General features: G+C 60.4%; 14 protein-coding genes. 4 read left to right on the forward strand and 10 right to left on the reverse strand.

Going from position 1 to position 15,175, the window contains the following annotated elements; translation table 11 throughout:
* Positions 1 to 15: 15 nt before the first annotated feature.
* Both kefB and kefG read right to left on the reverse strand, forming a co-directional pair.
* Positions 16 to 1,821: a glutathione-regulated potassium-efflux system protein KefB gene (gene kefB, locus I6G83_RS05285; RefSeq protein ID WP_054307782.1), complete on the reverse strand. Its 1,806-nt coding sequence runs from the start codon at positions 1,819 to 1,821 to the stop codon at positions 16 to 18.
* Between the two features lie 2 nt (positions 1,822 to 1,823).
* Entirely contained in the window at positions 1,824 to 2,375 is a 552-nt protein-coding gene (kefG, locus tag I6G83_RS05290) for a glutathione-regulated potassium-efflux system ancillary protein KefG (RefSeq protein ID WP_054307783.1), read from the reverse strand.
* Positions 2,376 to 2,559: 184 nt separating this feature from the next.
* Here kefG and I6G83_RS05295 point away from each other — a divergent pair, with 184 nt between their 5' ends.
* Positions 2,560 to 4,479, forward strand: a complete 1,920-nt coding sequence (locus tag I6G83_RS05295; protein ID WP_062779270.1) for an ABC transporter ATP-binding protein — start codon at positions 2,560 to 2,562, stop codon at positions 4,477 to 4,479.
* Between the two features lie 7 nt (positions 4,480 to 4,486).
* On the opposite strand, the gene I6G83_RS05300 is transcribed toward I6G83_RS05295, so the two are convergent.
* On the reverse strand, positions 4,487 to 5,983 hold the full coding sequence (locus I6G83_RS05300) for a nicotinate phosphoribosyltransferase (protein WP_054305110.1): 1,497 nt from the start codon (positions 5,981 to 5,983) through the stop codon (positions 4,487 to 4,489).
* Positions 5,984 to 5,993: 10 nt separating this feature from the next.
* Positions 5,994 to 6,854: a ribose-phosphate diphosphokinase gene (prs, locus tag I6G83_RS05305; protein WP_054305109.1), complete on the reverse strand. Its 861-nt coding sequence runs from the start codon at positions 6,852 to 6,854 to the stop codon at positions 5,994 to 5,996.
* Positions 6,855 to 7,060: 206 nt separating this feature from the next.
* Here prs and I6G83_RS05310 point away from each other — a divergent pair, with 206 nt between their 5' ends.
* Positions 7,061 to 7,780 carry an NUDIX hydrolase gene (locus tag I6G83_RS05310; protein WP_054305108.1) on the forward strand — a complete coding sequence of 240 codons (720 nt, stop codon included), beginning with the start codon at positions 7,061 to 7,063 and terminating at the stop codon, positions 7,778 to 7,780.
* Between the two features lie 3 nt (positions 7,781 to 7,783).
* Here I6G83_RS05310 and tauD read toward each other — a convergent pair whose 3' ends face one another.
* The 4 genes from tauD to tauA are packed head-to-tail and all read right to left on the reverse strand — an operon-like array spanning position 7,784 to position 11,229.
* Positions 7,784 to 8,632 carry a taurine dioxygenase gene (gene tauD, locus I6G83_RS05315; RefSeq protein WP_015962164.1) on the reverse strand — a complete coding sequence of 283 codons (849 nt, stop codon included), beginning with the start codon at positions 8,630 to 8,632 and terminating at the stop codon, positions 7,784 to 7,786.
* Complete coding sequence (gene tauC / locus I6G83_RS05320; protein ID WP_015962165.1) at positions 8,629 to 9,459, reverse strand: taurine ABC transporter permease TauC; 831 nt, start codon at positions 9,457 to 9,459, stop codon at positions 8,629 to 8,631. The genes tauD and tauC overlap by 4 nt, the downstream gene beginning before the upstream one ends.
* Complete coding sequence (tauB, locus tag I6G83_RS05325; protein WP_054305107.1) at positions 9,456 to 10,223, reverse strand: taurine ABC transporter ATP-binding subunit; 768 nt, start codon at positions 10,221 to 10,223, stop codon at positions 9,456 to 9,458. The genes tauC and tauB overlap by 4 nt, the downstream gene beginning before the upstream one ends.
* Before the next feature lie 10 nt (positions 10,224 to 10,233).
* A complete protein-coding gene (gene tauA / locus I6G83_RS05330; RefSeq protein WP_054305106.1) occupies positions 10,234 to 11,229 on the reverse strand; it encodes a taurine ABC transporter substrate-binding protein in 996 nt (331 codons plus the stop codon).
* Between the two features lie 262 nt (positions 11,230 to 11,491).
* Here tauA and I6G83_RS05335 point away from each other — a divergent pair, with 262 nt between their 5' ends.
* Positions 11,492 to 12,643 carry a toxic anion resistance protein gene (locus I6G83_RS05335; protein WP_371851014.1) on the forward strand — a complete coding sequence of 384 codons (1,152 nt, stop codon included), beginning with the start codon at positions 11,492 to 11,494 and terminating at the stop codon, positions 12,641 to 12,643.
* A 61-nt stretch (positions 12,644 to 12,704) separates the two neighbouring features.
* Positions 12,705 to 13,742 (forward strand): hypothetical protein, encoded by a 1,038-nt coding sequence (locus I6G83_RS05340; protein WP_054305104.1) that lies wholly within the window; start codon positions 12,705 to 12,707, stop codon positions 13,740 to 13,742.
* Between the two features lie 35 nt (positions 13,743 to 13,777).
* Here the strand turns inward: I6G83_RS05340 and I6G83_RS05345 are convergent, their stop codons facing one another.
* Together I6G83_RS05345 and I6G83_RS05350 are read right to left on the reverse strand one after the other, a co-directional pair.
* Entirely contained in the window at positions 13,778 to 14,560 is a 783-nt protein-coding gene (locus tag I6G83_RS05345; protein ID WP_054305103.1) for a PhzF family phenazine biosynthesis protein, read from the reverse strand.
* A gap of 10 nt (positions 14,561 to 14,570) precedes the next feature.
* Positions 14,571 to 15,173: a LysE family translocator gene (locus I6G83_RS05350; protein WP_054305102.1), complete on the reverse strand. Its 603-nt coding sequence runs from the start codon at positions 15,171 to 15,173 to the stop codon at positions 14,571 to 14,573.
* Between the last annotated feature and the right edge of the window lie 2 nt (positions 15,174 to 15,175).

Consider the following 15,175-nt stretch of genomic DNA (forward strand, 5'->3'; position numbering starts at 1 on the left):
GCTTGTTGCTCCCACTTATTCATATTCATCCCAGCCGTCAAACTGGCGGCTCTCTTTTTGCATTTCGCGGTGGAACAGCTCTTCCAGCTCGCGCCGCGCCTCTTTCAGACGGGAAATCTGCGCCACATCGCCCTGATGCGGCGGCATCAATTCACGCAGCATGCGCATATCCAGCCGGCGGAAGTGCTGCTGGGCGCGAAAGGCCTGATGCGGATGCATTCCCAGCGTCATCAGCGTTTTGCGCCCCAGCTCCAGAGCGCTGGAGAACGTCTCGCGGCTGAAATACTGCACGCCGGCCTGCAGCAGCTCATGCGCTTCCACACGGCCGCGGGCGCGCGCCAGGATCGCCAGGTTGGGGAAGTGCTGCTGGCAGAGATGCACAATCGCCAGGGTGTCTTCCGGATCGCTGCAGGCGATGACGATCGACTTCGCCTTCTCGGCGCCGGCGGCGCGCAGCAGCTCCAGCTCGGTGGCGTCGCCGTAATACACTTTATAGCCGTAGCGGCGCAGCATCGCGACGGCGCTGACGTCGCGCTCCAACACGGTAATCCGCATTTTATTGGCCATCAGCAGGCGGCCGATCACCTGCCCAAAGCGTCCGAAGCCGGCAATGATCACCTGCGGCTCATCATCCTCGACGTACGGCGTCTCCTCCACGTCGTCGCGGGCGTTATAGCGGCGGGCCAAAATACGGTCGATCGCCTGCATCAGCAGCGGCGTAGTCATCATCGACAGCGTGACGATCACCAGCAGCAGCGCCAGCTGGTCGCTCTGCAGCACCTTTTGCGTCGCCGCCGCCGAAAACAGCACAAACGCGAATTCGCCGCCCTGGCTCAGCACGCCGGAAAACTGCAGCCGCACCGAACGGCGCAGGCCGAAGATGCGCGCCAGCGCGTACAGCACGCCGTATTTCACCGCTACCAGCAGCAGAACGCCGACGATCACCTCAAGCAGATGGGTATAGAGTACGCCGATATTCAGCGCCATGCCGACGGAAATAAAGAACAGCCCCAATAACAGCCCTTTAAACGGCTCGATGGCGATCTCCAGCTCGTGGCGATACTCGCTTTCCGCCAGCAGCACCCCGGCGATGAAGGTGCCCAGCGCCATCGACAGCCCCAGCGCATCCATAAACAGCGCCGAGCCCAACACCACCAACAGCGCGGCGGCGGTAAAAATCTCACGTACGCCGGAGGCCGCAATATAGCGGAACAGCGGCCGCAGCAGGTAACGGCCGCCCAGCAGCATCCCGCCGAACGCCGCCACCTTCATGGCGATTCTCGCCCAGTCGTCGCTGCTGCTGCCGCCGGCCAGAATCGGGATCAACGCCAGCGCCGGGATCACCGCCATATCCTGGAACAGCAGCACCGAAAACCCCAGCTGGCCGCCCTCATGGCGGTTCATACCCTTTTCACGCATCAGCTGCAGCGCCATCGCCGTGGAGGACATCGCCAGACCGATGCCGCCGATCACCGCCGCCTGCCAGGCAAAATGGCTGAAGTACAGCAGCGCGCCCAGAATAACGGCGCTGATCGCCACCTGGCCGGTGCCCACGCCAAAAATCGAGCGCCGCAGCGCCCACAGCTTGGAGGGATTCAGCTCCAGGCCGATGATAAACATCAGGAACACCACGCCGAGTTCGGAGAAGTGCAAAATCTCTTCGACGTCGCGGATAAACCCCAGCCCCCAGGGGCCGATGGCGATACCGGCAATCAGGTAGCCCAGCACCGCGCCAATTCCCAGACGACGGGCAATCGGCACCGTTACCACGGCGGCGAACAGGAACAACAGCCCGGCGGTCAGTAATGCAGAACCTTCCATGATCAGCTCCTCCGTTGCGGCAAAGGATTACGCAGCCAGTCGCCGTAGGCGGCGGCGTGGCTGGCCAGCACTTCCGGCTTTTGCCGACGCGCCCAGTAAACGACGATCGGCGTCAGCCAGTGCATATGGCACATTGCGGCGGTCAGCTCGAAGGGACGTAAAATATCTTCGATCGGATAGCGGTTGTAGCCGCCCAGGCGATAGGCGCCTTCCGGCTCGCCGGTGGTGATCACCGAACGCCAGTATTTGCCCGCCAGCGCATCGCCGCCCACGCCGCTGGCAAAACCGCGCGACAGCACCCGGTCCAGCCACTCCTTCAGCAGCGCCGGGCAGCTATAGGTGTATAAAGGATGTTGGAAAACAATGACCTGGTGTTCACGCAGCAGCTGCTGCTCATGATGAATATCGATAAAGAAGTCGGGGTAGTGCGCGTACAAATCATGTACGGTGACATTATCCATCTGCTGCGCCGGCTTGAGCAAAACCCGGTTAGCCACCGAGTCATGAGATTCCGGATGGGCATACAGCAGCAAAACCTTGGCCGGCTGCAACATCGTTCCCCTCCAATAGCGTCGTCAGAGCAACGGTTTTCCGTTACCATGCTGCGCATAGTTTAAAACAGCACGCTCGCTGCGGTCTGTTACGTTGATGATAATTTAACATATCTCCTACATTATTCGAGTCGCATCGACGCGACAATAATTCGAAGTAAAGGGACTACACAGAGAACGGCGCTTTATGATTGTATTCTCATCGTTACAAATCCGACGCGGTACCCGCGTCTTGCTGGACAACGCCACGGCCACGGTTAACCCCGGGCAGAAAGTTGGTCTGGTGGGTAAAAACGGCTGCGGCAAATCGACCCTGCTGTCGCTGCTAAAGGGTGAACTTTCCGCCGACGGCGGCAGTTACACCTTCCCCGGCAGCTGGGCGCTGGCCTGGGTGAACCAGGAGACGCCGGCGCTGGATGTGCCGGCGCTGGAGTATGTGATTGACGGCGACCGCGAATTCCGCCAGTTGGAAGCGGAGCTGCAGCTGGCCAACGAACGTAACGACGGCAATGCCATCGCCACGCTGCACGGTAAGCTGGACGCCATCGACGCCTGGACCATCCGCGCCCGCGCCGCCAGCCTGCTGCACGGCCTTGGTTTTTCCAATGAGCAGCTGCAAAGCCCGGTGCGCGCCTTCTCCGGCGGCTGGCGCATGCGTCTCAACCTGGCGCAGGCGCTGCTGTGCCGTTCCGACCTGCTGCTGCTTGATGAACCGACCAACCACCTGGATCTGGACGCGGTCATCTGGCTGGAACGCTGGCTGAAAAGCTATCCCGGCACGCTGGTGCTGATCTCGCACGACCGCGACTTCCTCGATCCGATCGTCGATAAAATCCTGCACATCGAACAGCAGACCATTAACGAATACACCGGCAACTACTCTTCGTTCGAACGTCAGCGCGCCACCAAGCTGGCGCAGCAGCAGTCGCTGTACCAGACTCAGCAGGAAAAGGTGGCGCATCTGCAGAGCTATATCGAACGGTTCCGCGCCAAGGCCACCAAAGCCAAGCAGGCGCAAAGCCGCATCAAGATGCTCGAACGCATGGAGCTGATCGCGCCGGCGCACGTCGACAACCCGTTCAGCTTCAGCTTCCGCGAGCCGGAGAGCCTGCCCAATCCGCTGCTGCGGATGGAAAAAGTCAGCGCCGGCTATGGCGATAAAGTGATCCTGCAGTCAATCAAACTGAACCTGGTGCCCGGCTCGCGCATCGGCCTGCTGGGGCGCAACGGCGCCGGCAAATCCACCCTGATTAAGCTGCTGGCGGACGAACTGGCGCCGCTCAGCGGTGAAATAGGCCTGGCGAAAGGCATCAAGCTGGGCTATTTCGCCCAGCATCAGCTGGAATTCCTGCGCGCCGACGAATCGCCGCTGCAGCACCTGAGTCGCATGGCGCCGCGCGTGCTGGAACAGCAGCTGCGCGACTACCTCGGCGGCTTCGGCTTCCAGGGCGACAAAGTGAGCGAGGCGACCGGCCGCTTCTCCGGCGGGGAGAAAGCCCGTCTGGTGCTGGCGCTGATCGTCTGGCAGCGCCCTAACCTGCTGCTGCTTGATGAACCGACCAACCACCTGGATCTGGATATGCGTCAGGCGCTGACCGAAGCGCTGATCGACTTCGAAGGCGCGTTGGTGGTGGTGTCGCACGACCGTCACCTGCTGCGTTCAACCACCGACGATCTGTATCTGGTGCACGACGGCCAGGTCGAGCCGTTCGCCGGCGATCTGGAAGATTACCAGCAGTGGCTCAGCGATCTGCAAAAACAGCAGGCACAGCAGGACGCCGCGCCGAAACAGGATGGCGGCAACAGCGCGCAGGCGCGTAAGGATCAAAAGCGCCGCGCCGCCGAGTTCCGCACGCAAACCCAGCCGCTGCGCAAGCAGATCGCCAAACTGGAACAGCAGATGGAAAAGCTGGGCGCCGAGCTGGCGCAGGTGGAAGAACAGCTGGCGGACTCCGCGCTGTACGACATCAGCCGCAAGGCCGAACTGACCGATTGCCTGCAGCGGCAAAGCCAGGCCAAATCCTCGTTGGAAGAAACGGAAATGACCTGGCTGGAGGCGCAGGAACAGCTGGAACAGCTGACCCAGGCGTTCGACGCCGAGAGTTAAACGCCCGTCACTCCGCCAGCGTCGCGCTCAGCCGCTGGCGGACCTGCTCTAACGACTCCTGATGATACAGCTTGCCGTCCAGGAAGCGGGTTTTCAGTTCGCCCTGCCGCTCCTGCTGCCAGCTTTGGTTATCCAGCAGTTGGTAGTCGCCGCGCTCATCCCGAATCACCCGTAACAGACCACGCGCCGACCGCTTTAAGCCGCCGTCGGTTTTCGGCTGTTTGAAAATCGGACGCCCGACGCCCTGCACCTCGCCGTAGGTCGCCTTCATCGCAAAGCCAAAGGTGTCGCGGGTATGATACTGATAGGTAAAAGAACCCACGCCGAACACCACGTTGGAGCTGGCGAACCCTTTCGCTTCCAGGCGGCGCAGAATCTCCTGTGCGCGCTCCAGCGTAATCGAATCGCCGTAAATCAGCCCGACGTGAGGATCCAGCACCTTGTAACCCTTGCTGTTTACCGTGCCGCCAAAAATTTCCCACAGCACTTCCACCGAGCCTTTTTCTTCCGCGCTGCGCGTCGGACTACGGTCGTAATCCGCACCGCTGCCGCACAGGATGGCTACCGGGTCGCCGCTGTCCGGGCGAAACACCACCCGGCCGTCGCGCGCCATAATTTTCGCTTTCAGCTCGCGGGTAAACTCGGTCAGCACCCGCCAGTAATCCCAGGTATCCGATACGATGGAAACCAGCCCCTGCGGGTACAGGTCCTCAATCAGACGGCGGAAGGTTTCAATCTCCGCGTCCTGTTCCCCCATGCACATCACGCTGTGCTCGGTGGCCGGGATACTGCCGGCGACAAAATAGTCGCCGTCGGTGGGGTAGTAGCGCTGCGCATACAGAATGGACGGAATATTATCGGTGCCTTTAAAACTGAGCAGGTGGCCGGCACCGGCCTGCGCCACGTCGTGCATGCCCGACATGCCGCGGAAGGAAAAGTCATGGCTCTGAAAATCCAGGTGCGTCATATCATCACAGGTGCGCGCCGCCCACATCTGGCAAATCTTACGGTAGTGATGGGCAATGGTGGCGTTGGTCGAGGCCTTCCACAACTCTGCGGAAATCACCGTTTCCAGATAGTTCACCAGCCAGAAGAACTCATCGCGGGTATTGGTGATGGTCAGCACCGGCACCTTCATATTGACCTTGCTGCCCTCATCCAGTCCCTTGATATGCAACGGCAGATACCCCAACCGATGCAGCGCGCGGATATGCTCGACGGACACCCGGCCCTGACCGATATAGCTGTCCATCAGCGCCTTATATTCCCCAACCACCTGCTCTTCCGGCCGGGCAAAGAACTGCTGATTGAACAAATCCACCATAAACCACTGCAGGAATCCCTGCAGGCCAAAAAATACCAGTTGCCCATCGGGCAGCGGCGAACTGAAGAAGCGGTCGCTGCGCGGCGTAAAGTTGGAGTAAACCCGCGTCGTCCCCTGCGGATACTGCTCACGGTGGGATACTTTATAACCATCAATCGCCAGAATAGGGTTAGTCAGCATCATGCTCTCCTTAATGGGCGTAGATACGCGCAATATCAATCAGTTCAACGCGGTCTTCGGCGATATCCGCCGCCGCATACGAGGTAGTGGTATAAATGTTGTCGATGCCCTGGCTCAGCAAGTGCGCTACGCCGCGGGAAAAGATGCCGTGCGTAACATACAGGCTGACGCTGCGCGCGCCGTGCTGGCGCAGCACCTGCGCCGCGCCGATAAAGGTGCCGCCGGCATCGCACAAGTCGTCGACAATCAGCACGTCTCTGTCCCGCACGTCGCCGGCCAGCAGCGCAAACCCGGTCAGTTCGCCGCTCTGCACGTCACGATGCTTGGTCATGATGCCGTACTCGTTCAGCGCAAAATGCGCGGCAACGGCATGGATTTTTTTCAGCGCCCCGGCATCCGGCGCGACGGGCAGCACCGCCTGCTGCGTCAGTAACTGCGTCAGCCTGGCGCTGTGCTGCATGCAGTGCTGCTGAGCAATGGCATGGAAATGGTCAATCGCCGCCGCAGCGACGTCGCTGTGCGGGTCCAGCACCGTGACCCGGTCAAACTTCAGCGTATTCAACAGCTGACCGAAGACCTTCAGCGCAAAGCTGTCGCCAGCGCCCATATGACGATCCTGACGGGCGAACGGCAGATACGGCAGCTCAAGCAGGCTCTCACGGATCGGGTAGTGGTGACGCACCGCCTCCACCAACTGCGCCAGCTGCATAAAGTCATCCATGGTGCGCATCGCCGCCGCCCGGATACGCATGTGCACGACATTCGCCGCGGCCGGCACGGTGAAACGGGCATAGACGGCGCCATCCGGGAACTGGCCGCTGATAACCGGAACTTCCTCGTTATCCAGAAATAACCGCAGTGTTGTGTGCATATCCGACTCCTGTTACTTAATCATTAATGTCCGTAAGACACTTATATAATTGTCTAAGGGACACTAATTGGCAAGTAAAAAAATCACCCATGCAGCAAAAAACAGTCAACGCATTGATAATAAATGAGAATAATATGTACTCGCTTGCTGAAGCCCTGGACGGGCGTTATAGTGTCCCAAAGACCTTTTCAGCGAGAGCCCGCGCAATGTCCACGGAAACCGACTACCTGCAAAACTACGACGCCAGCCGCTTCCCCGCGCCGATTGTCACGGTGGATAGCGTGCTGTTTACCGTTCATCAGGAGCAGCTCTGCGTCCTGATGGTCAAACGCGCCAACCACCCTTTCCAGGGGCGATGGGGATTACCGGGCGGCTTTATCGATCTGCAGCGCGATGATTCCACCGGCGCCACCGCCCAGCGCAAGCTGATGGAGAAAACCGGCATCGCCCCGCCGTATCTGGCGCAGTTGGCGAGTTTTTCCGGCCGTGAACGCGACCCACGCGGCTGGAGCCTGACCACGGTCTATTTCGCCCTGATCGCCCACGCCGACTGTCAGGCCCATATTGCCGATGTGGATGACGCCGCCTGGCTGCCGCTGGCAACGCTGCGCACTCAGCCGCTGGCCTTCGATCATCTGACGATTATCGACGCGGCGCTGCAGCGCCTGCGGCAAAAAACCGCCTATTCCATGCTGCCGGTCTATTGCCTGCCGACGGAATTTACGCTGTCGCAGTTACAAGAGGTGATGGAGATCATTCTGGATCGGTCGGTACAGCGCAAAAGCCTGATGCGGCGCTTTGAAGCGGCGGAGATGTTTGAAGACACCGGCAAAATGATGGCGACAGGCGCGCGCAAGGCGCGCCTGTATCGTAAAAAGGCGGGGGTCGATATGCGCAACTTTTCCCGTAATCTGATGGTGGAGTAGCCGTCAGGCGCGGTAAAACGGCTTATCGCCCAGCATTGTCGCCCGGTGCATAATGCGCCGCTGCGGCAGGTAATCCGCGTTGGCGTAGTGCTGCGTCACGCGGTTGTCCCAGATGGCGATATCATTTTCCTGCCAGCGCCAGCGCACCTGAAACTCCGGCTTGGTGATATGGGCAAACAGGAAGCTCAGCAACGCCTCGCTCTCTTTCGCCGACAGATCGACAATCCGCGTGGTAAAGCCCTCATTGACGAACAGCGCCTGGCGGCCGCTTACCGGATGGGTGCGGATCACCGGGTGCAGCAGCGGCGGGTTTTTCTGCACCGCCTGTTGCCAGCGCTGATGCTCCTCCTCGCTGCCGCGGTGCTTATATTCCGGGAATGATTTCGTGAAGTCATGCTCCGCCTGCAGGCCGCTCAGCAGCTGTTTGAACGGCGCCGACAGCGCGTCATAGGCGGCAATGCCGCTGGCCCACAGGGTGTCGCCGCCGGCGGCCGGCAGCGTTTTGGCCGCCAGAATCGCCCCCAGCGGCGGGTTTTCGATAAAGGTGACGTCGGTGTGCCAGTTATCGTTGTCCGGCGGATTATTATCGTGGGTGTCCAGCACGATAATCTCCTCCACATCGCTGGCGTGCGGATAGACCGGGTGAATATGCAGATCGCCAAAGCGCCCGGCCAGATCGCGCTGCTGCAGCGGCGTAATCGGCTGATTGCGGAAAAACAGCACCTGATGTTTCAGCAGCGCGTGATACAGCTGCTCAAACTGTCCGTCGCCCAACGGCCGCGCCAGCTGAACATTCTCCACCAGCGCGCCGATATGCGGCCCTAACGGGGTAATCACCAGACGTTCGTTCATTGTTGTACTCCATGCCACGGGGTCAGACGGCGCTGCAGAGCGCGCAATCCCAGCTCTAAACCAAATGCAATAATCGCAATCACGCCGATGCCGGCCAGCACCACATCGGTCGCCAGAAACTCACCGGCGGACTGCACCATAAAACCTAAACCGCGCGTCGCGGCGATCAGTTCCGCCGCCACCAGCGTCGACCAGCCCACGCCCAGCCCGATGCGGATCCCGGTCAGAATTTCCGGCAGCGCGCTCGGCAACACCACAAAGCGCAGCACCTGCCAGCGGTTAGCCCCCAGCGCGCGTGCGGCGCGCACCCGTACCTGCGCCACGCTGCGCACGCCGGCCACGGTCGACAGCGCGACCGGAGCAAAAATCGCCAAATAAATCAGCAGAATTTTCGACGTTTCGCCAATGCCGAACCAAATCACCATCAGCGGCAGATAGGCCAGCGGCGGCACCGGGCGGTAAATCTCAATCAGCGGGTCGAGGATGCCGCGCACCGTGTCGTTCAGCCCCATCGCAATGCCGACCGGGATCCCGATCAGCACCGCCGCCAGCAGCGCCAGCAAAATGCGCCCCAGGCTGGCGCCCAAATGCTGCCACAGCGTGGCGTCCATAAACCCCTGCGGGCCGGCGATGGTTATCAGCTGGCGCAGTACCTGCTGCGGCGCCGGCAGAAACAGCGGGTCGATCAGCCCCAGCGCCGTCACCGCCCACCACAGCGCCAGCACCGCCAGCAGCGTTGATGCGCTGAGCCAGACGCGGCGCGGCAGCGTAAAACGGCGCGGCGACGCCGGCGTCACGGTCGCTTTCAAGGTGGAATGCAGGCTCATAATAATGCCTCGCGCTGTTGGAAGACCTTGCCGAGCACATATTCGCGCCGGGCGATAAACTCAGAGTCCGATTTGATCGTGCGGCACGCCTCACCGGCGGCGTAGCGGCGGCCGAAGTCGAGCGACAGGCGCTCAACCACCTGCCCCGGCCCCGGTGACAGCAGCAGCAGCTCGCTGGCTAAAAAGACCGCCTCTTCAATATCGTGCGTAATCAGCAGCACCTGCTTGCCGGTATCACGCCAGATGTTGAGCAGCAGCTCCTGCATCTGCTCGCGGGTAAAGGCATCCAGCGCGCCGAACGGCTCATCCAGCAGCAGCAGACGCGGATCCGCCGCCAGTGCGCGGGCGATCCCGACGCGCTGACGCATCCCGCCGGACAACTGCCAGATAGAATGTTGCTCATAGCCGGCCAGGCCGACGCGGCGCAGCATATCCTGCGCCACCGCCCGCCGCTGCGCCTTACCGATGCCCGCCAGCTGCAGGCCAAACTCGACGTTATCCGCCACGTTGCGCCACGGCAGCAGGCCCTCATGCTGAAACACCACGCCGCGCTCGGCGCCGGGGCCGTTGACCGGCCGGCCGTCCAGCGTAATGCTGCCCGCCGCCGGCGACATAAAGCCGGCAATCAGATTCAGCAGGGTGGTTTTGCCGCAGCCCGACGGCCCCAGCACCACCACCAGCTCGCCGCTGTCGATCTGGAACGACACATCGCGCAGCGCCGGACGCCCCTGATACTCCGCCGACAGATGGCTGACGTTTAGCATCTCTCCCCCCTTACGACTGCGGCGCAGCCTGCAGCTGCTTCACGAAACGGTCGGTAACATAGGCGCTGTAATCCGCGTCAACCTGCGGGATTTTGCCCTGCTGCTTCAGAAACTCTGCGGTATCGTGAATCGCCTTGCTGACCGGCTGGCCCAGCTGACTCACCTGTTCTGCCGCCGGCAGATAGCGGTTGCCCTGCACCAATGCCGGCACCTGCGCTTCCGGCACCCCGCTCAGCCGCGCCAGCGTGGCGAGATGTTCTTTATCCCCGAGCCAGGCAGCGGGATCGTTCAGGTAGGCCTTTTGCGCCGCCAGCGAACTGGCGGCAAAGGCGCTCACCACCTGCGGATGCTGCCGGGCGAAATCCTTACGCACCACCCAGACATCCAGCGTCGGCGCGCCCCACTCGCCCACCTGCGCCGAATCGGCCAGCACCTTGCCGTTTTTCGCCAGTTCGTTTACCACCGGCGCCCAGACGTACGCGCCGTCGATATCGCCGCGCTGCCAGGCGGCGGCAATGGCCGGCGGCTGCAGGTTGAGGATTTTCACCTGCTCAGGCTTGATGCCCCAGTGCTTCAGCGAAGCCAGCAGGCTGTAATGGGTGGTTGAGATAAACGGCACCGCAATGCGTTTGCCGATCAGATCTTTTGGTGAGGTGATGGTGTTTTTCACCACCAGCGCTTCCGAGCTGCCGAGCTGCGAGGCGATCAGGAACACCTCAATCGGCAGTTTTTGGCTGGCGGCCACCGCCAGCGGGCTGGAGCCGATATTGCCGATTTGCACATCGCCGGAGGCCAGCGCGCGCAGCACGCTGGAACCGCTGTCAAACTTACGCCAGTCGACCTTGGCGCCGGACTGTTTGGCAAAACTATTTTCCGCCTGCGCCACTTTGGCGGGCTCCGCCGAGGTTTGATAGGCGACGGTCACATCGACCGCCTGCGCGCTGGCCGCCATCAGCGACAGCGCCAACAACGCCGCGCCGCGTAGAGAAAAGAGTTTGCCCGCCATATTCTGCTCCGTTGATAACGATCTGTTCAGTTGCCAACAGTTTTATCTGAGCGTATCTAGGCGTAAAAGAATAAAAAAGTCTTCTTTATTCTTTATAGAAATAAAACTTACCCGCTCACGCAAGATATTGCACACACTCTTACCATGGATAAGCGCGCGGTAATCTGGCTTCTCGCCTAAACGCAAGGTAACATTGTCTGAAAATAACGCCTTAATCGGCCATATATCTGTGCCGCCATTTATCACAAGGATGCTTTTCTTAATGGAAAATACCCCTGATTTATCCATGACTACACAGACCGGCAGCCCTGTTTCTGCCGTCTCCCCCACAGATCTGCCCCAGCTTGCTGACGAACAGCTGACTTTACAGGAACAGGACGAAGTCCAGCGCCTGGTCGAACAGATCGATATCACCGATCCGGTATTGTCCATTGCCTATGCGGCCAAAACCATGAACAGCATTTCGCGCTTTTCCGAAGCGCTGATGCAAGAGGTGAGAGCCAAGGATGCCGGCGCGATCGGCGAGCAGCTCACCGACCTGCTGGGCAAAGTGAAAGCCGTCGATTTAAGCGCGTTTGGTGAAAAGAAAAGCCTGCTCGCCTCCTTGCCGCTGCTGGGGCGCCTCTTCAATAAAATTGAACGCACCATGGCGGAATATCAAACGCTGGCGCAGCAGGTGGACAACATCAGCAAAAAGCTCGAACAGACGATGGTGGAGCTGCTGCGTAATATCGCCACGCTGGAACAACTATTTACTCACAACCGCGAGTTCTTCCAACAGATTAACCTGCACATTATCGCCGGTAAGCAAAAGCTGGCGCTGATACAGAACGGGGAACTGCGCCTGGCGCAAGAAAAAGCGGCCCATTCCAGCGACGCCATGGATGCCCAGTACGTGCGCGACCTGATGGAAGGCGTCCAGCGCTTTGAACGCCGGCTGCATGACCTGATGATGTCGCGCACCATTGCCGTCCAGACAGCGCCGCAGATCCGCCTGATGCAAAGCAACAGCCAATCGCTGGCGGAGAAAATCCAAAGCAGCATTCTCACCACCATCCCCGTCTGGAAAAGCCAAATCGTGCTGGCATTGTCGCTCAACTCTCAGCGACAGGCGGCCAAGCTGCAAAAAGACGTGGCGGATACCACCAACGACATGCTGCGCCGCAACGCCGAGCTGCTGCAAACGGGCACGCTGGAAACCGCACGCGAGGTGGAACGCTCCCTGGTGGATGTTGAAACGCTGCGCGACGTACAGGGCCGTTTACTCAGCACCATTGAGGACACCGTAACCATCGCCAGCGAAGCGCGGGTGCGCCGCGCCGAGGTGGAAAAAGAGCTGGCGGGCATGGAGCAGGAGCTGCGCAGCCGGCTGGCGGCCATTGCGGCAAACCAGCGTCCGGCAGCCAATGCCTAACCGGCGTTCAGCACAATGCTGAACGCTTTTAACAACTTACGGATTAGACTTTTCTCCGCCTATGACCTTGATTAACGTTTCCGGCTTTCGCGCGCGCTATGAAAACAGCCACTTGTTTAAATTCGTCACACAGATTGTTCTGTCGATCGTCGCGAGCTTCTATCTCAAAATTGCCACCGAAATAGGCTCGCCTGACCTCGCGCCCCTGCATGCCAGCATGAGTCCCGAGGAAGTCAGTCAAAACACCCCCATCCTCCTCTGTTGGCTAAGCCTGGTGCTGCTTTTCCGCGGACTGCTGTACGATCAGCGCAGCATGGCCTGGGGATTGCTGGCTGCTCTTATCTGGGTGTTCATCGGCGATACGGGTGCCGCGGGCGTCTGGGCTGCATCCATGTTTTTCATGCTGCATCTGTTATCGCAACGCAGCGAGCTGGGCTGGATACACCTGTGGTACCTGCTGCTATGGCTGCTGATGCTGCTGGATTACAATACGATGTATGAAGGCGTTCATCATTACGGTTACCTCTGCATCTTCACAGCGCTATTTCTGCTTTCCGCATACCTTAGCCTGCCGTTGTCCAAAAGGGTCGCCAAAACGATCAACGCTGCGACCAGGCCCGCCCCCCGTCAAACGGCCGGTGCGGAACAAAACGCGGCCGCAGCGAACGCCGGCGACGAAGCAAAAGCAGGAGACGAGAGCTGGCTCAGCACAAAAGGAGAGCAAATTATCGTCACATTGGAGAGCTATCCCGCGCTCCCCAAAACGATGCAAACCGAGCTGAACGGCATCGTCAAATACGCCCGACTGATACAACAGTGCATACTGCAGGATCCCAATGACGTTAAACCGGGCAGCGAGTTTCTTGAGCGCTACCTGCCCCACACGCTTAAGTTACTGGACGAAGGCTATAAGCTTTCCAGCCAGCTGGATATTCACGGCGCTTCCGGCAGCATCAACACTCAGGGCCTGGAAATCCTGCGCTCACTGCACTCGGCCTTCAAACAAAAGCACGCTCAGCTGCTGGAAAACGACACGCTGGCGTACAAATCCGACCTCAGCCTGCTAGACAGCCTGCTCAAAACCGACGGGCTCAAGTAACCCTTGCGCCGCAGCACCTGCCGTGCTGCGGCCATTCACCCGAGAATTTCCCCGCGTAAAAAGATCCTGGCGTGGCCGCCGAGCAGGGTGCGTTCGCCGTGTTGGCGGCAAAACAGCTCACCGCCGCGGGCGGATATCTGCCGGGCCCGCAGCGTATGGCGCCCCAGACGCGCGCTCCAATATGGCATCAGCGTACAGTGGGCGGAGCCGGTCACCGGGTCTTCTCCACCGTCCAGCGTGAAGTAACGGGAAACAAAATCCACCGTCTCACCCGGCGCGGTGACGATCACCGCCCGGCCGGCGGCGGCAATCAGCGCCGGAATGTCCGGCTGCAGCGCCCTCACCTGCGCTTCACTCTCCAGCACCGCCAGCAGCGCCGTGGCCTGCCAGGTCTCCTGCGGCGTAACGCCCAGCAACTGCGTCACCGCGGCCGGCGGCGCGACGCGCTGCGGCGCCCGGCTGGGGAAATCCAGAATCAGCCGCTCAGCCTCTTCGCTGTCGCGTTTGACGTACAGTTCGCCGCTGGCGGAGCGAAAACGCAGGTCGTTCAGCCCCGGGTTCACCACGTTGAACATCACATGCGCCGCCGCCAGCGTACCGTGTCCGCACAGGTCCACCTCGCGATGCGGCGTAAACCAGCGGATGCTCAGCACATCGCCGTCGTCCCAGACAAAGCTGGTCTCCGGCAGCTGCAGCTCATTGGCGATCGCCTGCAGCTGCGCCGTCTCCAGCGGCTGTTTCAGCAGATACACGCCCGCCGGGTTGCCGCGCAGTCCCGCGCCGGTAAAGGCATCAACGTGGAAGTAGTTTTCACTCATGATTTACTCCTTAATGCCAGATCAGCAGCGCGCAGGCCGCGGTCAGCAATCCCATGGAAACGTTAAAGATCACCCAGGCTTTCTTGCTGCGCAGCAGGCGGCCGATCACGGTGCCGAATCCAAGCCAGACGATCCCGGCAATGATATTGACTACAAAAATCCCCGCTGCGATGGCCACGATCGACGCGTTATATCGCTCCCCCTCCAGGCTAAAGCTGGCCACCGCGCCCAGCGCCATCAGCCAGGCCTTGGGGTTGAGAAACTGCAGCAGCCAGCCCTGATACAGCCGTACCGGCCTGGGCGGCGCAATATCGGTCTCCAGTTTTTCATAGGCGGCGGTCGCCACTTTCCACGCCAGCCACAGCAGGTAGACGCTGCCGAGGATTTTCAGGATCAGGTGTAATGAAGGGTAGACCAGGATCAGGCTGCCAACGCCGAACGCCACCAGCAGCAAAATGCTCTGCATGCCGAGCATAATGCCCATCATCAGCCACAGCGAACGCATAAAGCCAAAATTGGCGCCGGAGGTGGTGAGCAGCATGTTGTTCGGGCCAGGGGTAATCGCGGCCACCCACAGGAAGCCCAGCAGCGAAAGAAACAAACTTAATTCCATGA

Origin of the sequence: Serratia rubidaea, assembly GCF_016026735.1 — a bacterium.
Classification (GTDB): Bacteria; Pseudomonadota; Gammaproteobacteria; order Enterobacterales; family Enterobacteriaceae; genus Serratia_B; species Serratia_B rubidaea.